The following is a 20,302-nucleotide window of genomic DNA, read 5'->3' as shown; positions in this document are numbered from 1 at the left end:
CACAAGCCGCAAGATAGGTTGCGCGGACGACGACGAGGACAGGCGCCAAGAACCACGCGAAGCCCCGTCACTTCAATCGCGTTTCGCCGCGTCTTCGCCCACCGCCGCAGCGGAATCCGGAAACAGATGCTGGCTCAGATAATCGACAAAGACCCGCGCTTTCGGCGAGATTTGCCGCCCGGACGGCCATAGCGCCCGAAACACGCTGGGAGTATCCAGATACGGTTGTAGCACGGCAACCAGCGAGCCTTGCGCCAGTTGCGCGCGCACCGTGAAGTCAGGTGCGCAGGCCAGCCCCAGACCCTGTTCGGCGAGCAACGTCAACGGTTCGACGGCGGTGGCGATGGCCACGGTCGGCAGCTCGATGTCCAGCGTCTCGCCGTCGCGACTCAATGGCCAGCGCCGCAATTTGCCGGTAGTCGGAAAACGATGCTGGAGACACGCATGCTCGCGCAGTTGCTCGGGCTCCGTAGGCATGCCGCGTCGCGCGAAGTACGCCGGCGAGCCGACGATCATTTGCCGGAACACGCCCATCGCGGGCGTGACGAGTGTCGAGTCGGCGGCATCGCCGGTACGCGTCACCACGTCGAAACCTTCTTCGATCACATCCACCATCCGGTCGGAGAAATCGATATCGAGCGTGATGTCCGGGTACGCTCTCATGAATGCGCCGATCACGGGCATCATCAGCGTGCTGACCATCGGCATGCTGACCCGCAGCCGTCCGCGCGGCTCGGCATTGGCGAGCGCCAATTCGGTTTCGGCGGCCTCGATCTCGCCGATGATGCGCTGGCAGCGCGTCAGGAACGTCGCGCCTTCGGGCGTCAATGCGATGCTGCGCGTGCTGCGATGAAAGAGGCGGACGCCGAGCCGTCCTTCGAGCCGTGAGATCGCCTTGCCGACCGCCGACGACGAGATCCCCAATTTGCGTCCCGCTTCGGTGAAGCTGCGCGTTTCGGCGGCGCGCACAAATATGTTGAGCGAGCCGAAGCGGTCCATCGCACCGGTGGACGCGCCGGTTTCGTTGACGGCGAAAAGCGCCGCCGAACGCGGCGTGGCGATTGCGGAACGGCCGGCGTGATTGGGCGGCGTCATCGGAAGCTCCTTGTCAGGGCCGCTCATCAATCGCCGGGAACAGTCCCGGCTCGCAAGCGGAGCAGAGCGGCTGCGCGCGGATCAGTGCGATAACGGCTTGCCGCACATGAACGACAACGCGACTCGTTGGCAACGAGCAACGGGCAGCGCAAGCAGGCTGACCACCGCAACCGCCAGAATCAGCCGTGCGCTCGACTCAACTCATGCGCGCGCCGCAGCCTTTCGCGGCTGTTGCTCAGATGCATCCGCATCGCTGCGCGCGCGTCATCGGGGTCCTGCCGTTCGATCGCGCGATAAATCATCTGGTGCTCGCCGAGCACGTTGCGCAGGAGCTCGATATGGTCGAGTTCCGCGATCTCGGCGGACCCGAGCCGCGTGCGCGGGCTCACCGCGCGGCCGAGCTGGCTGAGCACGTCGAAGAAGTAGCGGTTGCCGCTGGCACGCGCGATCTGCAGATGAAACTCGATGTCGTGCGCCAGCGTATCCGTGCTGCCGCGTTCGAGTTCCGACTCGAAGCTATCGAGCGCGGCGCGAATCTGCTTGAGGTTCTGCTCGGTGCGCCGTGCTGCGGCGAGCGCGGCCGCGGCCGCCTCGACATCGATACGGAATTCGATGATCGCCATCACGTCCAGCATGCTGGACAGGTCGGCGGCGGCCAGTTGCACCGGCCTTTCGGCGGCGGGCGCCAGCACGAACGTGCCGATGCCGTGGCGCGTCTCGACCACTTTGGCCGCCTGCAGGCGCGAAATCGCCTCGCGAACCACGGAGCGGCTCACCGACAGCTGCTTCATCATCGCGACTTCGGTGGGAATGCGGTCGCCGGGGCGCAGGGTGCCACGGCGAATTTCATCGGAAAGGGTGGCCACCACCTTCTCAGTTAGGCTGGACATTTTTGTGGCTAGTTGACTAATCGGCTGGATGCGGACGCTTGAGCGTGCGGGTAACGGCGGCGGGAGGATGCCGTGACCTGGATTTTCCGCAAAGTATCGCACAGGACTTTACTCGATTCCCGGCTTGTCGACGGCGCTTGCTGTTTGCTCGGCTTCGCGAGGGAGCGACTGCCGCGCTTCGTGCCGTAGGCAGGGGCGCCTGCGAATGCCGGGGCGGTTAGTCTGGTGCACAGCGTTGAGGAAATTTAGTCATCAGACGTCCTAGTTCAACTTCCAGAAACCTTGCAAGCCAGTTTTGAATCCTGTAATCCCAGTAATCACAAAAGGTTACGCAGGGTAAACACTCGATTGGACTTGATGCCGGGCTCACGATAAAATGTCATCAGACAACATATAACGCGGTCGAGGCGATGAGCCACCGGGCTCCGCCGCCCCGCGTTGTGTTCGATCAGTCCGCCCGCGCGACCGACACTGGAGACAACCTTGACATCTGCTCTCACCGCCGCAATCGACCCGCTGGATTCCGCGGTTTCGAAGGTCAAGCGACACATACTGCCGCTTTTCCTGATCATGTTCATCGCGAACTACATCGACCGCGTGAACATCGGCTTCGTCAATTCGCACATGCAGACGGACCTGGGCATCGGCGCTGCGGCTTATGGGCTGGGCAGCGGTTTGTTCTTCATCGGCTACGCGCTGTTCGAAGTGCCGTCGAACGTGCTGATGCAGAAGTACGGCGCGCGCGCCTGGCTCACCCGCATCATGGGCACGTGGGGGCTGGTCGCGGCGGCCATGGCGTTCGTGTGGAACGACACTTCGTTCTACGTGCTGCGCTTCTTGCTGGGCGTGGCCGAAGCCGGCTTCTTCCCCGGCGTGGTGTATTACTTCACGCAATGGCTCCCGCAGAAAGAGCGCGGCAAGGCCGTCGCGGTTTTTCTCTCCGGCTCGGCGCTCGCGTCCGTGCTGTCCGGTCCGATCACCGGCACGCTGCTGTCCATTCGCGGCTTCGGGCTGCAAGGCTGGCAGTGGATGTTCCTCATCGAAGGCGGTTTTTCGATCGTGCTGTGCGGCGTCAGCTGGATGCTGCTCAAGTCGCACATTCGCGACGCGACATGGCTCACCGCTCAAGAGCAGACCGTGCTCGCGCGCTCGATCGCGGCGGAGCAGGCCGAGCGCGTAGCGCACGGCGGCGCGCATTTGCCCACGCTGAAGCTGCTGAAGGACCCGCAGATCGTGCTGTTCTGCCTGCTGTACTTCGCGATCCAGTTGACCATTTACGCGGCCACCTTCTGGTTGCCGACCATCATCCGCAAGATGGGTGGTCTGTCCGACTTCGAAGTCGGCATGCTCAACGCCATTCCGTGGCTGATCGCGATGGTCGCGATGTACTGCTTCGCGGTGCTGTCGGCGAAGTGGCGCTTCCAGCAGGCATGGCTCGCGGTGGCGCTCGTCATCGCGGCATGCGGGCTGTTCGCGTCGACCTCGGGCAATCCGGTCACGTCCTTCGTGGCGATCTGCTTTTCCGCGATCGGCTTCAAGGCGGCCTCGTCGCTGTTCTGGCCGATTCCGCAGGGCTACCTCGATGCCCGCGTGGCCGCCGGCGTGATCGCGCTGATCAACTCGCTGGGCAACCTCGGCGGATTCTTCGCGCCGGCCACCTTCGGCTATCTGCAGCAGCACACCGGTTCGATTACCGGTGGTCTGTATGGCCTGGGCGTGGCCTCGCTGATCGCGGCGGCGGCCGGTTTCCTCACGCGCAGTCGACGGGGCGATCGCGGCGTGCTGCCGGAGGCGTTGCACAGCAAAGCACATTGACTACACTGACGCTCACTACGGTCAATCGAGCGTCACGGGTTTGCCAATTTCCATCCGGTATCGGTGTCGAGCGCACGCAACGGTCGCGATGATGTCCACCTGCCGGCTTACTCACTCAACAGAGCTTATTTTCATGTCCACGAAACCCTCTGAATCGAACGCCACGCCGATCGTCACCGAACTGCGAGTGGTGCCGGTCGCCGGCCGCGACAGCATGTTGATGAATCTGAGCGGCGCACATGGTCCATTCTTCACGCGCAACATTGTCATTCTGAGTGACAGCGCGGGCCACACCGGCGTCGGCGAAGTGCCGGGTGGCGAGAATATCCGCAAAACCATCGACGACGCGCGTCCGTTCGTCGTCGGTCAGTCGATCGGTAATTTGCAAGCTATCCTGAACAAGGCGCGCACGCAGTTCGCGGACCGCGACGCGGGTGGCCGTGGCTTGCAGACGTTTGATCTGCGCACCACCATTCACGCGGTGACCGCGCTCGAAGCGGCGCTGCTCGATCTGCTCGGCCAGCATCTGGGCGTGCCGGTCGCGGCCTTGCTCGGCGAAGGCCAGCAACGCGACGAAGTGGAGATGCTCGGCTACCTGTTCTATATCGGCGATCGCAACAAGACCGACCTGCCGTATGCGAGCGGCGCCGATGGCCGCGACGACTGGGAGCGCGTGCGCACCGAAGAGGCGCTGACCCCCGAAGCGGTCGTGCGCTTGGCCGAGGCCGCGCAGGCGCGCTACGGCTTCAACGACTTCAAGCTCAAGGGCGGCGTGCTGTCCGGCGACGCCGAAATCGAAGCGGTCACCGCGCTGGCCGAACGCTTCCCGCACGCGCGCGTGACGCTCGACCCGAACGGCGCGTGGTCGCTCGCCGAAGCGGTGCGCCTGTGCCGCGACCAGCACGACGTGCTCGCTTACGCGGAAGATCCGTGCGGCGCGGAAAATGGTTATTCGGGCCGCGAGGTGATGGCCGAATTCCGCCGCGCGACCGGCCTGCCGACGGCAACCAACATGATCGCCACCGACTGGCGCCAGATGGGCCATGCGATCCAGTTGCAGTCGGTGGATATTCCACTGGCCGATCCGCATTTCTGGACCATGCAGGGCTCGGTGCGCGTCGCGCAGATGTGCAACGACTGGGGGCTCACGTGGGGCTCGCATTCGAACAATCACTTCGATATTTCGCTGGCGATGTTCACGCACGTGGCGGCCGCCGCGCCCGGCAAGATCACGGCGATCGACACGCACTGGATCTGGCAGGACGGTCAGCGTTTGACGCGTGAGCCGTTGCAGATCGTCGGCGGCAAGGTGAAGGTGCCGCAGGCGCCGGGGCTCGGCGTCGAACTGGACATGGACGAGATCGAGAAGGCGCACGCGCTGTATCAGCAGCATGGCCTGGGCGCGCGCGACGATGGCGTCGCGATGCAATACCTGATTCCGAACTGGAAGTTCGATAACAAGCGGCCGTGTCTGGTGCGCTAAAGCCAGGGTGCATCGCGCATGCGTGGGAGACCGCGCCCGCGCGCCCGCACGTTGCGGGCGTCGTTCAGGCCAGGTGATCGCGCGGCGCCTCACGAGCGGGGCCGCGCGCTATGCCTTGTGCGCGAACCCCATCACGCAGGTGCAGCGCTCACCACGCTAACCGGGACCGCGCGCAGAGGCGATCCCAACCCGGCATCAGCTCCGCCGGAACACCACATGCGAGATCCGCTGCACCAGCAGCGCCGCCGCCAGCGACGCAACCGCCGTCAGCCATACGCCGATATGAATCGATTGCACCAGCGCATCGCGCGCGGTGTCGATCAACGCGAGCGTATCGAGCCCTGACGATTTCATATCCGCGATCAGCTTCAGCCGCGACGCCTCGTCGATGAGAATGCGCAGATCGACGAAGCGCGGCCGCCATTGCGACGCGGCCGGTTCGCCGAGCACGCTCATCGTGCGCGTGACGACGTTGCGGTAGTGATGCGATACCACGGTCGTGACAATGCTCGTGCCGAGCATGCCGCCCACCATCCGCGTGGACTGCAGCAGCGCGGTCGTGATGCCGAAGCGCTCACGCCCGGCAATCTCCTGGGCGAACACATTCAGATTGTTGAGGATGAACCCGAGGCCGATGCCGACCGCCGCCATCGGCAATTCGATTCGCAGGTGCGGTGTGCCCGGATTCGCGAACGCCAGCGCGATCGACGCGAACATGAGCAGCGCGAAGCCGATCGACAGAATCCGCGTGGGCTTGTTCATGTGAATCACGATGCGCGTGTTCAGCAGGCTGCCGAGCGCGATGCACGCGGCGATCGGCGTCGCGATCAGACCGGCCTGTTGCGGCGACAGTCCGAAGCCGCCTTGCAGCAGCAGCGGCGCGAAGAAGATCAGCGAAAACATCACGAAGCCGGACAACATGCCGAGCGTGAACAGCGTCACGAGTTGCGGGTCTTCGAACAGGTCGAGCGGAATGATCGGATGCGTGGCGCGCTTCTCGCACACGAACAACGCGATCGCGCCGGCGACCACGCAGACCGCCAGAATGAGGTTACCGGTGGTCAGCCCGCTTTTCGGCACCGCTTCGATCAAGGTCTGCAAACCGGCGAGTACCGCCGCGACCAGCGCCGCGCCGAGCCAGTCGATCTTGACCTCGCCTTCCTGCGGACGGCGGAAGCTCGGCAGATGCGCCCAGATGAAATACAGCGCGGCGGCGCCGACCGGCAAGTTGATCAGGAAGGTGGAGCGCCAGCCCCAGTGTTCGCTCATCCAGCCGCCCAGCGACGGGCCGGCGGCAGTGCCGATGCCGTAGGCGGCGGCCAGCACCACCTGCCAGCGCACTCGCGTGCGAGCATCGGGAAACAGATCCGGTATCGACGCGAACGCCGTGCCGACCATCATCCCGCCGCCGACGCCTTGCAAGCCGCGCGCGATCACGAGGAACAGCATGTCGTTGGCGACGCCGCACAGCACTGAGGCCACCGTGAACGTGATCACCGCGGCGATCACGAAACGCTTGCGGCCGAAATAGTCGCCGAGCCGCCCGAATACCGGCACCGTCACCACCGACGCCAGCAGGTACGCGCTGGCAATCCACGCGAAGTATTCGAAGCCGTGCAGTTCGGCGACGATCGACGGCAGCGCGGTGCTGACGACCGTCTGGTCGAGCGCGACCAGCATATTGACGAGGCCGATGCCGAGCATCGCGAAGAGGGCGTTTCGGAAGGGCAGTGCAGTGGCAGTCGGGTTCACGGAGCTGGCAAAGGGCGGTTCAGGGTGGACGCCGCGCGGCGGATCGCGGGCCAGGGTCTCGACGGCAACCTGTTCAAGTTGTCTGACCTCTTGCTGGCGATTATACGGGTTTTCCCTAGGACAAAACTCTTTTCTGGCAGTTTGTACGCGAAAAATGGACAAAAAAATGCCGTGCCGCCAGGCACGGCATGCTGCGGGCGGGGCGACATACGATCTCTGCCACCCGTGAGCTGGGAGCGTCAGCCGAAATTCGCGCTCCTGCCGAGCGCCATCGCCATGGCCTGCAGCGCGACGAGGTAGCCGTTCGCGCCGAGTCCGCAGATCACGCCGGTCGCCGCGCGCGAGATCAGCGAGTGGCGGTAGGTTTCGTCGCGCTTGTGAATGTTGGTGATGTGCAGCTCGATCAGCGGACGCTCGATCAGCTTGACCGCGTCGAACACCGGCACCGACGCGAACGAAAAGCCCGCAGGGTTGATGATCACCGCGGCGTCCCGTTCGAACGCTTCCTGCAGCCAGTCGACCATGGTCGCCTCGCTGTTGGTCTGGCGGAATTCGCAGCGCAGTTCGAGCTTCGCCGCGAGCGCTTCCACCTGCTGCTGAATCTGCGCCAGCGTGGTCGTGCCGTACAGATGCGGCTCGCGCTTGCCGAGCATGTTCAGATTCGAGCCATTCAATACATATACGAGATCAGTCATTGTTCAGTCGCCTGTTTGCAAAATTCAATCTGTTACCGGAGCGCAGCAACGCTTACGTGTGACGGCTGTTGCCCACCCCGGCCGTTGCGAAGTCCGCTTCGCCGGTCACGGCCGCGGCCGAATCGGTGCGATTCATGTCGATGCCGCGCGTTTCGCGTGCCGTCAGGATCATCAGGAGCGAGATCACGTTGAAGACCACGCACACCGCGACGACTCCCCACGGCGATCCGTTGCACACCGAGAAGAGCCACACGGCCAGCACCGGCATCGGACCGCCCGCCACCAGGTTCGCACCCGTATAGGCAAGCGCCGAGCCGGAGTAGCGAACGTTGGTCGGAAACGCTTCCGCGAAGGCGACCGGCTGGATGCCGCTTTGAAACTGCGTGAAGCCGAGGAAGAAGCCCATCGCGGCCAGCATCGGCACAAAGCTTTTGGTATCGAGAATCTGGAAGTAGGCGAACAGCATCAGCAAGGTCGCGGTCGAGCCGATCGCGAGCGCCTTCTTGCGGCCGATCTTGTCGCTCAACATGCCGCCGGCGAGCGCGCCGACGATCGCGCAGACGTTGGCGCCCATCAGCAGCAGAAATCCGGTCTGCTTCGGAATGGCGAGCGTCTTGGTGATGTAGCTGAGCGAGAACACCACGATCAGATAGAAGATCGCGGCCGGTCCGCAGAAGAACAGCATCCAGCGCAGCACGGTGCGCCAGTGCAGACGGAGCGCATCGCGCAACGGGCTGCCCACGTGCACGACTTCCGTCTTACGCAGCGCCACGAACGCGGGGGTTTCGCTGACTCGCAGCCGGATGTAGAGGCCCACGATCACGAGGATGAAGCTCAGCACGAACGGGATGCGCCAGCCATACGAATCGAATGCCTGCGCCGACATCGTGGACGACAGCAGAAGCAGCACGCCGTTAGCCATGATCTGGCTCAGCGGCGAGCACAGGCCGAGCAGTCCCGAGTACTTGCCGCGCCGGTCGGGGCTCGCGTGTTCGATCGCCATCAGTTGCGCGCCGGTCGATTCGCCGCCCAGCGCGAAGCCTTGCAGAATGCGCAGCAGCACCAGCAACACCGGCGCCCACACGCCGATGCTCGCGTAGGTCGGCAACAGACCCATCGCCATCGACGCGAGGCCCATCACGGTGACGGTCCCCAGCATCAGATTGCGGCGTCCGAGCTTGTCGCCCAGATGCCCGCAGATGATCGCGCCGAGCGGTCGCGCGGCAAGTCCCACGCCGAAAGTCGCCAGTGACGCGAGCAACGCGGAGGTCGGGTCCATCGCCGGGAAAAACAGCCTTGGCAAAATCGTGGCGGCGAGCGCGCCATACAGCGTGAAGTCGAACCACTCGAGCGCCGTGCCGATCGCGGCGGCGGTGACCGCTCGCGTGCGCATCGCTGCGTGCGCGGTGTTCGCGGCGTTTGTGCCGGCCTGTGCATCCTGAATCATGTTGTCTCCTTGTCCGTCTGCCGTGCGGGGGTCGGGTGATGAGCGAAACTCGTCAACGCTTCGCCGCGGTCCGCTCCTGCTCTTTGTCTGGTCGATTGACTCGGCGCGTTGTGCTGTCATCGTGCGACGTCGCGGCCTTGAAAACAGATTAGCATCGTTGGGTGGTATGCCATTCCAGGGTGGAATTCGATCTCATAATGTGCAAAACTGCGCTGGCAAACCGCTGCCGCCCGCTTGCGGCGGCCCAGGCAAAACACGGAGACCGATATGCCCGGCGTCACGGAACGCACTCTCGCGGTGCTCGAATATCTCGCCACGCAGATGGAGGGCACACCGCTCGCGATGATCGCCGACGAGCTCGATATTCCGCGCAGCGCGTGTCATCGGCTGCTCGTCGATCTGAAGCAATGCGGTTACGTGCGGCAGTTGCGCGAACACGGCGACTACGTGCTCACCACCAAACTCGTGGGTCTCGGACTCGGCTTTCTTGCGACGTCGGGCATCGTCGATATCGCGCAGACCATGCTCGACCGGCTCGCCGAGAAGTCGGGTGAACTGGTGCGGCTCGCGATCGTGGACGGCGACCGGCTCACGTGGGTCGCGAAGTCGCAAGGCGCGCTGAAGGGGCTGCGCTACGACCCGGACATGGGCATGGACACGATCCTGTCGTGCAGCGCGACGGGTCATGCATGGATGATGACCATGACGGACGAACGCGCGCTCGAACTCGTCTCGCGCCAGGGCTTTGGGCAGCCGAAACAATACGGGCCGAACGCGCCGACCACCATCAATGGATTGCTGAAGTTCGTGCATGCCGCGCGTGAACGCGGCTACGCGACGATCAACGAGGTGTTCGCGCCCGGCATGACCGCGATGGCCGCGCCCGTGCAGCGGCGCGGTTATGCCGCCATGGGCGTGATCAGCATTGCCGGGCCGCTCGTGCGGCTCGACGAAAAGCGCATGGAGAGTCTCGGCCCGACGCTGCTCGCGGCGGCCGCGGAACTCGCCGCGGCGAGTCACGCGTCGCCGCTGTTCAATCGGACGCGATAGGCGGGTATCGATCGAAGCAAGAAGCTGACCGCTTGCGTGTCCGCTTCAGCTCACTGCGGAATGACCTGCTCCGCCTTCAGGCGGTCGAACAGCGCGAAGAACGCGTCGGGCGTGCTTTGATAGTCGAGGAAGCCTGCGATGCGGCTCTTCGTCATATCCGTCAGCACCTCCATCGGGCGGCCGAGATCGGCGTCCGTGTGCCACCACGATGCGAGCTTGCCGATGTCCGGCTCCTGCAGACCGAAGCGCGCCGCGATCCCGGACCACGGTTTGGCGGCGTCCTGCATGCGGCCTTCCAGCGGACGCACCTCGCCGTCGAACGGCACTCCTTCGATGCCGAAGTAGTCGGCGATGCGCGACCACATCCACTTCCAGCGGAACACATCGCCATTGACCACGTTGAAGTCTTCATTGCGCGCGTTCGCGGACGTGGTCGCCCATTCGAGGTGTCGCGCGAGCAGCCTGGCGTCGGTCATGTCGGTGAGGCTGTTCCACTGCGCCCCCGACCCCGGGAAGATGAACGGCTGGCCGGTCTGCTTGCACAGCGATGCATAGACTGCGAGCGTCACGCCCATGTTCATCGCGTTGCCCAGCGCATAGCCGATGATCGTGTGCGGACGATGCACGCTCCAACTGAACCCATAGCGCCGCGCGGCTTCGAACAGGCGGTCTTCCTGCTCGTAGTAAAAGTTGTCGACGGGTTGCCGCCCCTGTTCCTCGCGGAACGGCGTGATCGGCACCGCGCCGGTCGCATACGCCTCGAAGGGGCCGAGATAGTGCTTCAGTCCCGTCACAAGCGCGGCATGGACGAGCGTGCCTGCCGGCCCCACGGCGTCCATCACATGACGGACCATCGCGCCGTTCACGCGAATGTTTTCTTTCTCGGTGGCCTGGCGTGACCACGCGGTGAAGAACACATGACTGAATGGTTTGCCGGCTAGCGCGCCGTTGATGGAGTCGGGTGAACCGAGGTCGGCGGTGATGGCTTCGATCGCCGATGAGACCGGCGTGCGGCCGCGCGAGACTCCCGCCACCTGCCAGCCGCTCGATAGCAGGTGGTCCGCGAGATTGCTGCCGACGATGCCGCTTGCGCCAATGATGAGTGCTCGTTTATCCATGAGATTGAATTCGTAAGTGAAGGTGCGTGGACACGGCGTGGTCATGCGGGCGCCGTGCGGCGGGAGGCCTGGATCGTGACAAGGCCGTGGGGTATTCTTCCTGCCGGACTTGCGATTATCGGCCTGTTTGAAGACGGACGTTGACGAGCGCTCATGACGCGATTCGCGGCGGCGCGCAAGCTCTGTGGGCGGCATCGCACCGCGAAGCCCGGCGTGCGTCGGTAATTTTCGTGTGCCGCGCCAGCGTGATGAACGTGGTAATTTTCATCCCCGGTATGCACGATTGATGTGTCTGTGGAGGATCTCATCTGTTCCGCACACCGCCGCTTCCGCTCACGGCCACGCGACCCGGACGCGCTGTGCTGACACGGGGCGCCGCAATCCGGCGCTCATGTGCGGTTCTGCGCGCGGGCGTCGGCGGCGCGGCGCTGCTGTTTTGCACGCATGGCATCGCGGCGTCCGATACGGGTGCCGGTTTCGTTTCGCTGTACGGCGTGCTCGACACCAGTCTCGAAGTCACCAATCCCGGCTCCGGCTGGACGCCGCGCCTGGACTCGGGCGCCTATCGCGGCTCGCGATTCGGACTGCACGGCTCGGAACCGATCGGCGCGGACCTGGCGATCGTGTTCACGCTGGAAAACGGCTTCAGCTCGGTGGACGGCACGTTGCAAACCCCGGGTGTACTGTTCAACAGACAGGCGTGGATCGGCGCACACGGCACGTGGGGTGAATTGCGATTCGGCCGCCAGTACTCGCCCATCTATATCCCGTTCAAGGGCGACCTCGATGCGTTCGGCGCCGGCACGATCGCGTCCGGGCTCAACAACCTGTCGAAGATCACGCCGTACACGAATAACGCGCTCGCGTATCTGTCGCCGCTGGTCGGCGGCTTCAGCGCGACCGTCATGATGGCGATGCGCGATCCGTCGGAAAACGATGGCAATGGGATCGACGGTTACTATCTGACCGCCGCGTATCAGATCGACGGACTCAAGCTCTCATACGCGCGGCAGCAGACGCACGGCGCCGGGGCGTTGCGGGCGAATCTCGGCGGCGCGAGTTACGGGTTCGAGAACGTGCGCGTGTGGCTTTCTTTTTTCAACGGCGACGGCGGGACGCCGTTCTATCACGGCGCGGGCGGGTCGCTGTCGGCGCAATACAGCTTGTCGCCGCATGCGCGGGCATCGCTGGGCTATGCGCACGTGCGCGACTATTCCACTGCCGGCGCGAGTGCCGACCAGTTCAGCGCGGCATTCGAATACGACTTCTCGCGCACGCTGCTGTTCTATTTCAGCGCGGCCTATCTCTGGAATCACGACGACGCCAGCTTCACGCTGCGCGGCGTCAATGTGGTCGGGCTGCCGGTCGCTTATCCGGGCGCGCCGGTCGCGGGCGTGCAGCTTGGGGTAATCGAGCGGTTTTGATGGATGCGACTCTGCGGGCCGATTTCGCAGTCCCGGACGCGGAAATATTTTTGTAACTCGCAACCAATCCTCATTGCAATGAAAGAGGGCTAATTGCCTTGCAGCGGACAGCGCGTTTTGCGACGTCGATTGCCGCCCTTTTAGAAAGGGATGCAGCGACAAATTGTAATGAAATCACCAGGTGAACCATCCGCCGCGCAGCCCGGCCCGACGACGATCGGCGCGCAATAGGAGCCTGCGTGCGAAAACCGCGCTGGCGCTATGCTAGCGGCTTCATCCACCCGAGGAGTAACCCATGAAACAGCCAGCAGGATCGATGATCACCTTCAGCCGCCCCGATGGTCAGCAGCTTCAGGGCTATCTGGCCAAGCCGCAGAAGCTGGAAGGGGCGCCCGCCATCGTCGTGATTCAGGAATGGTGGGGCTTGAACGAACAGATTCGCGGCGTCGCGGACCGCCTCGCGCAGGCCGGCTATCTGGCGCTCGTGCCCGATCTCTACCGTGGCAAATCGACGCTGGAAGAGGAAGAAGCGCACCATTTGATGAGCGGGCTCGATTTCGGCGACGCCGCTACCCAGGACGTGCGCGGCGCCGTCGAGTATCTGAAGCAGCACGCGGCGAAAGTTGCCGTGACCGGCTATTGCATGGGCGGCGCGCTCACCTGGCTTTCGCTGTGCAACATTCCCGACGTCGCGGCCGGGGTGGTGTGGTACGGCTTCCCGCCGCTGGAATACATCGACGCGTCGAAAATCACGGTGCCGGTGCTCGGGCACTGGGCTTTGCAGGACGAGTTCTTCTCCGCTGAAACGGTCGATGCGTTGGAGAAGAAGCTGACCGAAGCCAGCGTCGATGTCGAGTTCCATCGCTATCTCGCGCATCACGCGTTCGCGAATGAAACCGCGGTTGGGCCGGGCCGTATCGCGAAGACCCAGTTCGATCCGGTCTGGTCGCAGCTCGCATGGGACCGCACGCTGACGTTCTTCGGCCGCACGTTGTGGAAGTGAGCGGCGCGACGTAAGAGCGTCGCGAGCTTGCCGGTCATGGCTCTCAAGGCGAGGCGGCAATGCATTGGATCGCGTGCGCAAATGCTTGCGATGTGCCGACACGTTTGCGCGGCACACCGCAAAGCCTTCGCGGCGAGATCCAACCGCAAAGACACGCGTCGAGCTCAGAGCTTCGAGCCGCCGTCCACATGCAGCGTTTCGCCGGTGATCCAGCGCGCGGCGTCCGACGCGAGAAACGCCACGGCGCCGCCGATATCGTCGGGCTGCGCGACGCGCTTCAACGCCTGCATGCTCAACGTGAGATCGCGTCCCGCATCGGTCCTCGCGAAGTTCGACATGTCCGTTTCGACCACGCCCGGCGCGACCGCATTCACGCGAATGCCGCGTTCGCCGAGCGCCGCCGCGAAATGCCTGACGAGCGTATCCACCGCGCCTTTGGTGGCTGCATAGGCCGACAGCGTCCCGACCGCCGCACGTGCGGCAAGCGACGACAGCAGAATCACCGAGCTGCCCTCGCACATCACCGGCAGCAACTGCTGCACGAGGAAGTAAGGGGCGCGCACGTTGACCGCGAACAGGTCGTCGAAATCCTCGACGGTCGTTTCCTCGATATTGGTCGCTTTCGAAATGCCGGCGTTCGCGACCAGAATGTCCAGACGCCGGCCGACTACGGCTCGAACCTGTTTCGCCAGCGCATGCGGACCTTGAGCGTCGCGCAGATTCGCGGCGATTTTTTGCGCGTTGCCGCCTGCTGCGCGAATTTCGGCGACCACGGCGTCCGCTTCTTTTTCCGCGCTGCTGTAGTGAACGAGAACCTGCGCGCCCGCTTCGGCGAGTGCGAGGGCGGTGGCGCGGCCGATACCGCGTGAAGCGCCTGTGACGAGCGCGGTCTTTCCGGTGAGGTTGTTCATGGCGTAACTCCGTTGAGGGGATTGGCAGGCCCGCGCGATAGCGGGCGTAGATTCGCGAGCGTGCTTGCGCGGTTCAGTCGGCGGGTCGCCGCGACATCGTTTGGAGCGATTGGCTGGCTCATTTCCGGTTCCTCTGCGATATAGATGAAAAGCATGGAGTGAGCGATGGGTGTCAGGCCGTAGTGGGTTTGGTTTGACTATCGTGTCGCTGCTGATGGGTAATGTAGCGACGGCTTGCGCAAAGGAAAAAGACTTTGTAGGCTGGCAGGCATGCCAGCAAGGCATGGCCTGTTGCACGCCTGAGCGAGGGTGTATGGAACTTCGGCATCTGCGGTATTTCATGGCGGTCGCGGAGACGGGCAGCCTGACCGTGGCGGCGCAACAGCGTCTGCATACGTCGCAGCCGTCACTGAGCCGTCAGATCCGCGATCTCGAAGACGAAATCGGCGCGGAATTGTTCAGCCGCAGCGCGCGCGGGGTCGAGCTGACGGCAGCGGGCAGGGCTTTTCTCGATCACGCGCGGCTCGCGTTGACGCAAGTCGACGCCGCCATCGAGGCCGCGCGCCGCGCAGCCGGCCAGGCAGCTCTTCGCGCTGGGCTTTCTGACCGGCCAGGAGATGACGTGGCTGCCGCGCGCGATGCAGTTGCTGCGCGACGAACTGCCGGATATCGACGTCACGGTGTCGAGCCACTATTCACCGGACCTCGCCGACGCGCTCGCTCGCGGCAAGCTCGACCTCGCGTTTCTGCGCGCCGAACCGGGCTTCGATCTCGACTATCGCGTGGTCAGCATCGAAAAGCTCGTCGTGCTGATGCCGAGCGACCATCGCCTGACCGCGCGCACGGCGATCCGTCCAGAGGATTTCGCCGGCGAGCCGTTCATCATGGCGTCGAATAAGGCGACGGTGCTGCACGACGTGATCGAGCGCTATCTGCGGGACTGCGGCGTGACCGTCACGCCTGCGCACGGCGTCGACAATCTGGCGATGGCGATGTCACTCGTGGCGTCCGCGCGCGGGCTCGCGCTCATGCCCGAGTACGCGAACAATCTGTTGCCGTGGTCGGTCGTCAGCCGGCCGCTCGAAGGCGATGCGCCGGCTATCGATCTGGTCATCGGCTACAGCCGATCGAATACATCGCCGGTGCTGAAGCTTTTTCTGTCCAGAGCCCATGAGCTGAGCGTCCAGGTCAGATACGAATCGCGCTGAGTCAACAGGCCCGCGCACACGCGGCTTCGCGTACGACTGTGGCGCCGCCGCATCGCTCAGATCGTGATGTTTTCCCCGCCTGCGGATATGATTCGCAGTTGACGAAACTGGCGGGGAATACCTTGACGACCGACTCCGTAGCGACGCATGCCGCGGCCACGGGCTGCGTCTATAGCCACTTCGATACGTATCACGAAGCGCCGCGCGCGCAGGCGATCGCCTGGCGGGACCGTCTGGGTCATTTCCTCGACGTGCCGATCTCGCGCTCGCAACTGGCCGACGGCTTCAACGGCAGGATCGACAGCTACCGCGTCGGCGATCTGACCTTCATGGACTGCCAGACCGATCCCATTTCGCAGTCGCGATCGGTCGCGCGCATTTCCACGGACTCGGTTCGCCAGTTCGTGTTTCATGTGGCCGTGGAAGGCACGCTCGAAACCGGCGCGGGTCTGCACCCGAAACGCAAGGCGCTGCAGTCCGAGCCGGGCATCCTCGCGCTCGACATGAATCAGCCGATGCAGATGGCGCGCAGCGCCTGTCGCGTGCTGGCGTTTTTTCTGCCGCGTGAGCTGGTGGAATCCGTGTTGCCGGAAGCGGAATCGGTTCATGGCCGCGTGATCGAATATCACTCGCCACTCGCGCGGATGATTCCGGCGCATCTCGCCGACCTGTGCAAGCGATTGCCGACGATGAGCGCGCCCGACGCCTACGAAGCCATGCATACTTGCGCGATGCTGATCGCGGCGGCCTTCGGCAAGGAGGCGGGGTTGAGCGGCAATGCGCGCGCGGCCGCCCGCACGGCGATGTTCGCAACGGCGCGGCGTTTCATCGACGCGAATCTCGGGCAAATGGATCTCACGATCGAAAGCGTGCTCGCCGTGTCGCAACTTTCGCGGCCCACGTTGTATCGACTGTTCGAACCCGAGGGCGGGCTGGCCGCTTATATCCGCAACCGGCGGCTGCGCGAAGCGGCCGATGAACTGCACCGCTACCCGCATAAGGCGATTGTCGAGGTCGCGTATGGGTTGGGGTTCAATAGCGCATCGGATTTCACCCGCGCGTTTCGGCGCGCGTATGACATGTCGCCCAGCGACTTTCGCGCGCTGGCGCGACAGGCACAGGCTGCCGTCAACGGCGGCCACGTGCGCAACGCGGCGCTATAGCGAGAGCCAGCCACGTTCGATCGGCCAGGCCAGCAGCTTGCGGTACACCGCGATCAGCGCGCGCGTCAGTCTCGCGCCGAGCCACCGCCATAGCGGCGCGGTCAGCATGAAGGCCACGCCCGCCACGGCGACCGCGCCCGCCATGTCGAATGGAAAATGCACGCCGACAAAGACGCGCGCCCAGGCCACGGCGAGACCGCACAACAGGATCACGACGCCATAGCGGCGCACGCTGCCCAACAGCAAGGTCAATGCGATGGACGCGAAGATCGTTGCGTGGTCGCTGGGGAACGACGAGTCCGGCGCGTGGTCGAGGAACGTATGGCCGATGCCCAGCTCGAACGGCCGAGGATGCGGCCACAGCAGGGCGATGAGCTGATTGATGCCGAGTGCGAGCCAGGCTACGCAGCACGCACGCAGCGCGGTTTGGCGTCGGCGTTCGTCGCCGGACAGCCAGATTGCGACCAACGACAGCGGCACGAGATAGATGACGTAGTCCGCGATGAAGCGCGCGAGGTCGATTTGCGAAGCCGGGGTCGACGGCGTCGCGTTGAGCTTTAGAAAGAGCGCCTGATTGAACGCTTCGAGTGTATTCATGCCGTGGCTTTTCTATCAGACGTGGATCAGTGAGTTGAGATGACGCGTGCTGCCGGATTTGCGTCGACCCATGTTAGTGGACCAAGCTTATGGCATGCTTAGCCGCCGCGCTGCACGACGGCCACGCAGTGCGAACCATCAATCAAAGGAGATGAAAACGTGGTGACGATCAATCCGGATCGCCTGCTGACCGACCTCAAGCGGCTACGCAGTTTCGGCGCTACCGGGCCGGGCGTGGTTCGGCTTGCGCTCTCGCCGGTGGATCTGGCCTCGCGCCAATGGCTCGTCACGCGGATGACGGAAGCGGGGCTCGACGCGGGCATCGACGGCGTGGGGACCGTGTTCGGGCGTTCACGCAACAGCGGCCCGGCGCTCGTGGTCGGCTCTCATACCGACACGCAGCCGACCGGCGGCTGGCTGGACGGCGCGATGGGCGTGATCTACGGACTGGAGATTGCCCGCGCGCTGGCGGAAGACGCCGCGACAAAGCATCTGGCTGTGGACGTGGCATCGTGGATCGACGAAGAGGGCACCTTTTCCGGCTTGCTTGGCAGCCGCAGTTTCGTGGGCGATCCGATCGAAGAATCGATTCGGGGCGCCACGAATCGCGAGGGCCAGCGCCTCGAAGATGCGCTCGAAGCCGCAGGTCTGGCTGGACGGCCGCGCGTGCGCTTCGAGGCCGGGCGGCACGTGGCCTATCTGGAGCCGCATATCGAGCAGGGTGGCCGGCTCGAAGCGGCCGGCAAAGCGATTGGCGTCGTCACGACGATCGTCGGGTTACGCGAGTTGCGCTTGCGCTTCACGGGGCAGCGCAATCACGCCGGCACCACGCCGATGGCGATCCGGCGCGACGCGGGCGCGGCGCTGGTCGCTTTTATCGCCACGATGAACGATGCGTTCGCGCAACTCGCGGATGCCGACACCGTGTGGACCGTCGGCCGCATCGATCTCGATCCGGGTTCGCTGAGCGTCGTGCCCGGCTCGGCCGATATGTACCTGCAATTCCGCGACGCGAATGCCGCGCGCTTGCAGGCGATGGAGAGCAAGCTCGCGGACCTGGTGCGTGACTTCAATGCGCGCAATCGCGTGAGCGTGGAACTGACGACCTTCGACGCGCCGATGGAACCGGTGAGCATGCACACGGCGCTCGCGGACCATCTCGCCAGAGCCGCCGAGGCCGTCGCGCCGGGGCAATGGCTGCGTATGCCGAGCGGGGCCGCGCACGACGCGCAGGTCATATCGCGCTGCATGCCGGCGTGCATGATGTTCGTGCCGAGCATCGGCGGCGTGAGTCACGACTTCATCGAAGATACGGCCGAGGAGCATATCGTCCTCGGCTGCCGGGTCGCGGCCACCGCTGCGGCTGCGATCCTTCAGGAGCAATGCGCGGCGCGGTCGTGATGAATTGCGGTGGCGTTAGCGGTGACGGCGCGTCCGCTGAATCACCGACGCGCGTCACGCGCCTCGCTGCCTGCCCGCTATTTCCATTTCGCGCCGAGCTTGTCCAGCCCGGCTTTCATCAGGTCTTCCGGCAACATCGCAATGCGCAGCTCGCAGTCCGCGTTGAACTTCAGAAACCATGGCTCCGCGAGCGACGGAATAGCCGATGCGTCGTCGATGTTCACCGCGAGCACCGCGCCACGGTGTCCGCTCTGCTCGGTGAAGTAAACCGTCTCCGGTTTCACCTCTTCGAGTATCTTCGCCATCACTTCGCCGATGCTGCCGTCGCGCACCATGGTGTTGAACGGTTCGTGCGGGATTCGTATGTTGAGAAGCATGCGCATGTCGTCCTCCTGGTTAATGCCCAAAGGGCCTCTTAAGGATAGGTGCTTTATGCGCCGCTACCGGAGTTCATCCCGGCCGATTCGTGGTCCATTGCCGGGGCGTGCTTAGTTGCCGAACAGCGACGCCTGCGTCCCGTGGCTCGGCGCATGGCGAGCGGGCTTGGCGTCGGTTTTGGTCGCGACGGGCCGCGCTTGAGTTGGCGTTTGCGCGTGCGTCTGGGTACTAGCCGCCGCTTCCAGCGAAGTCTGTCCAGCTTCGAGCGACAACAGCAACATCTTGTTGGCGAGACCACCCGCGAAACCGGTCAGCTCGCCCGACGCGCCGATCACGCGATGGCAAGGCGCGACGATGGAAATCGGATTCCTGCCGTTCGCCGCGCCGACCGCTCGTACTGCGTTGACATTGCCGATCTGCCGCGCGATTTCCGCGTAGCTGCGTGTCTGCCCGAACGGGATCGTCAACAGCGCGTGCCAGACTTTCTTCTGGAACTCCGTGCCCTGAAAATCGAGCGCGAGGTCGAATGCCTGCCGTGTGCCGGCGAAATACTCCTTCAATTGCCGCTCGGTTTCGACCAGCACGGGACGCCCGTTCTCTTCACTCAAGTCCCCGAGCCGTACCCGGTTCGGCTTGTCGTTTTCCCACAGGATCGCGGCGAGGTGCTCGCCGTTGGCGACGAGCTTCAACTGACCGACGGGCGAATCCATCAACTTGTATGCGTATGTCACTTTGCTTGCTCCTGACGGGTTGGAGGCACGGAGGCGGGCGAGACCGGTCTGGGAATCGGCGCTGAAGGCGCGCCCCTATTCGACAGCGTAAAACCCATTCCCTCTGAAGACGCTCCAGTTCTTGCTATTTCATTCGTGTTC

At 64.2% G+C, this 20,302-nt stretch carries 17 protein-coding genes and 1 pseudogene; 8 read left to right on the top strand and 10 right to left on the bottom strand.

Annotated features, from left to right (window positions below):
* Nucleotides 1-72 precede the first annotated feature (72 nt).
* A complete protein-coding gene (locus FVF58_RS17635; protein ID WP_425468950.1) occupies nucleotides 73-1,095 on the bottom strand; it encodes a LysR family transcriptional regulator in 1,023 nt (340 codons plus the stop codon).
* 179 nt (nucleotides 1,096-1,274) lie between these two features.
* The gene (locus FVF58_RS17630) at nucleotides 1,275-1,985 is read right to left on the bottom strand and encodes a FadR/GntR family transcriptional regulator (protein ID WP_149671146.1); all 711 of its coding nucleotides are present in this window, start codon (nucleotides 1,983-1,985) and stop codon (nucleotides 1,275-1,277) included.
* Between the two features lie 483 nt (nucleotides 1,986-2,468).
* On the opposite strand from FVF58_RS17630, the gene FVF58_RS17625 reads away from it, so the two are divergent.
* Nucleotides 2,469-3,800: an MFS transporter gene (locus FVF58_RS17625; protein ID WP_149671145.1), complete on the top strand. Its 1,332-nt coding sequence runs from the start codon at nucleotides 2,469-2,471 to the stop codon at nucleotides 3,798-3,800.
* 133 nt (nucleotides 3,801-3,933) lie between these two features.
* Nucleotides 3,934-5,283: a glucarate dehydratase gene (gene gudD / locus FVF58_RS17620; protein ID WP_149671144.1), complete on the top strand. Its 1,350-nt coding sequence runs from the start codon at nucleotides 3,934-3,936 to the stop codon at nucleotides 5,281-5,283.
* A 195-nt stretch (nucleotides 5,284-5,478) separates the two neighbouring features.
* Here the strand turns inward: gudD and FVF58_RS17615 are convergent, their stop codons facing one another.
* From FVF58_RS17615 to FVF58_RS17605, 3 genes are all read right to left on the bottom strand, one after another.
* Nucleotides 5,479-6,987, bottom strand: coding sequence for an MFS transporter (locus FVF58_RS17615; protein WP_149671175.1), 1,509 nt, complete (start codon nucleotides 6,985-6,987; stop codon nucleotides 5,479-5,481).
* Between the two features lie 287 nt (nucleotides 6,988-7,274).
* Nucleotides 7,275-7,730 carry a type II 3-dehydroquinate dehydratase gene (locus FVF58_RS17610; RefSeq protein WP_149671143.1) on the bottom strand — a complete coding sequence of 152 codons (456 nt, stop codon included), beginning with the start codon at nucleotides 7,728-7,730 and terminating at the stop codon, nucleotides 7,275-7,277.
* 52 nt (nucleotides 7,731-7,782) lie between these two features.
* Nucleotides 7,783-9,177 carry an MFS transporter gene (locus FVF58_RS17605; protein WP_223191158.1) on the bottom strand — a complete coding sequence of 465 codons (1,395 nt, stop codon included), beginning with the start codon at nucleotides 9,175-9,177 and terminating at the stop codon, nucleotides 7,783-7,785.
* 267 nt (nucleotides 9,178-9,444) lie between these two features.
* Here FVF58_RS17605 and FVF58_RS17600 point away from each other — a divergent pair, with 267 nt between their 5' ends.
* Nucleotides 9,445-10,227 carry an IclR family transcriptional regulator gene (locus FVF58_RS17600; RefSeq protein ID WP_149671142.1) on the top strand — a complete coding sequence of 261 codons (783 nt, stop codon included), beginning with the start codon at nucleotides 9,445-9,447 and terminating at the stop codon, nucleotides 10,225-10,227.
* A gap of 50 nt (nucleotides 10,228-10,277) precedes the next feature.
* Here the strand turns inward: FVF58_RS17600 and FVF58_RS17595 are convergent, their stop codons facing one another.
* Nucleotides 10,278-11,345 carry an SDR family oxidoreductase gene (locus FVF58_RS17595; RefSeq protein WP_149671141.1) on the bottom strand — a complete coding sequence of 356 codons (1,068 nt, stop codon included), beginning with the start codon at nucleotides 11,343-11,345 and terminating at the stop codon, nucleotides 10,278-10,280.
* 359 nt (nucleotides 11,346-11,704) lie between these two features.
* Here FVF58_RS17595 and FVF58_RS17590 point away from each other — a divergent pair, with 359 nt between their 5' ends.
* On the top strand, nucleotides 11,705-12,769 hold the full coding sequence (locus FVF58_RS17590; RefSeq protein ID WP_425468949.1) for a porin: 1,065 nt from the start codon (nucleotides 11,705-11,707) through the stop codon (nucleotides 12,767-12,769).
* 295 nt (nucleotides 12,770-13,064) lie between these two features.
* Entirely contained in the window at nucleotides 13,065-13,772 is a 708-nt protein-coding gene (locus FVF58_RS17585) for a dienelactone hydrolase family protein (protein WP_149671140.1), read from the top strand.
* A gap of 164 nt (nucleotides 13,773-13,936) precedes the next feature.
* Here the strand turns inward: FVF58_RS17585 and FVF58_RS17580 are convergent, their stop codons facing one another.
* The gene (locus FVF58_RS17580) at nucleotides 13,937-14,683 is read right to left on the bottom strand and encodes an SDR family NAD(P)-dependent oxidoreductase (RefSeq protein ID WP_149671139.1); all 747 of its coding nucleotides are present in this window, start codon (nucleotides 14,681-14,683) and stop codon (nucleotides 13,937-13,939) included.
* A 313-nt stretch (nucleotides 14,684-14,996) separates the two neighbouring features.
* On the opposite strand from FVF58_RS17580, the pseudogene FVF58_RS17575 reads away from it, so the two are divergent.
* Together FVF58_RS17575 and FVF58_RS17570 are read left to right on the top strand one after the other, a co-directional pair.
* Nucleotides 14,997-15,891 (top strand): annotated as a pseudogene (locus tag FVF58_RS17575) (LysR family transcriptional regulator).
* 122 nt (nucleotides 15,892-16,013) lie between these two features.
* Nucleotides 16,014-17,054 carry a helix-turn-helix domain-containing protein gene (locus FVF58_RS17570; RefSeq protein ID WP_149671138.1) on the top strand — a complete coding sequence of 347 codons (1,041 nt, stop codon included), beginning with the start codon at nucleotides 16,014-16,016 and terminating at the stop codon, nucleotides 17,052-17,054.
* On the opposite strand, the gene FVF58_RS17565 is transcribed toward FVF58_RS17570, so the two are convergent.
* On the bottom strand, nucleotides 17,049-17,651 hold the full coding sequence (locus FVF58_RS17565) for a phosphatase PAP2 family protein (protein WP_149671137.1): 603 nt from the start codon (nucleotides 17,649-17,651) through the stop codon (nucleotides 17,049-17,051). The two genes, FVF58_RS17570 and FVF58_RS17565, sit on opposite strands and share 6 nt — an antisense overlap.
* A gap of 159 nt (nucleotides 17,652-17,810) precedes the next feature.
* Here FVF58_RS17565 and FVF58_RS17560 point away from each other — a divergent pair, with 159 nt between their 5' ends.
* The gene (locus FVF58_RS17560) at nucleotides 17,811-19,052 is read left to right on the top strand and encodes a Zn-dependent hydrolase (protein WP_149671136.1); all 1,242 of its coding nucleotides are present in this window, start codon (nucleotides 17,811-17,813) and stop codon (nucleotides 19,050-19,052) included.
* Nucleotides 19,053-19,129: 77 nt separating this feature from the next.
* On the opposite strand, the gene FVF58_RS17555 is transcribed toward FVF58_RS17560, so the two are convergent.
* Nucleotides 19,130-19,435 carry a panthothenate synthetase gene (locus tag FVF58_RS17555; RefSeq protein WP_149671135.1) on the bottom strand — a complete coding sequence of 102 codons (306 nt, stop codon included), beginning with the start codon at nucleotides 19,433-19,435 and terminating at the stop codon, nucleotides 19,130-19,132.
* Between the two features lie 105 nt (nucleotides 19,436-19,540).
* Nucleotides 19,541-20,161, bottom strand: coding sequence for a methylated-DNA--[protein]-cysteine S-methyltransferase (locus tag FVF58_RS17550; protein ID WP_149671134.1), 621 nt, complete (start codon nucleotides 20,159-20,161; stop codon nucleotides 19,541-19,543).
* Nucleotides 20,162-20,302 lie beyond the last annotated feature (141 nt).

Origin of the sequence: Paraburkholderia panacisoli (assembly GCF_008369935.1) — a bacterium.
GTDB lineage: Bacteria > Pseudomonadota > Gammaproteobacteria > Burkholderiales > Burkholderiaceae > Paraburkholderia > Paraburkholderia panacisoli.
This window is presented reverse-complemented; position numbering and strand designations above follow the sequence as displayed.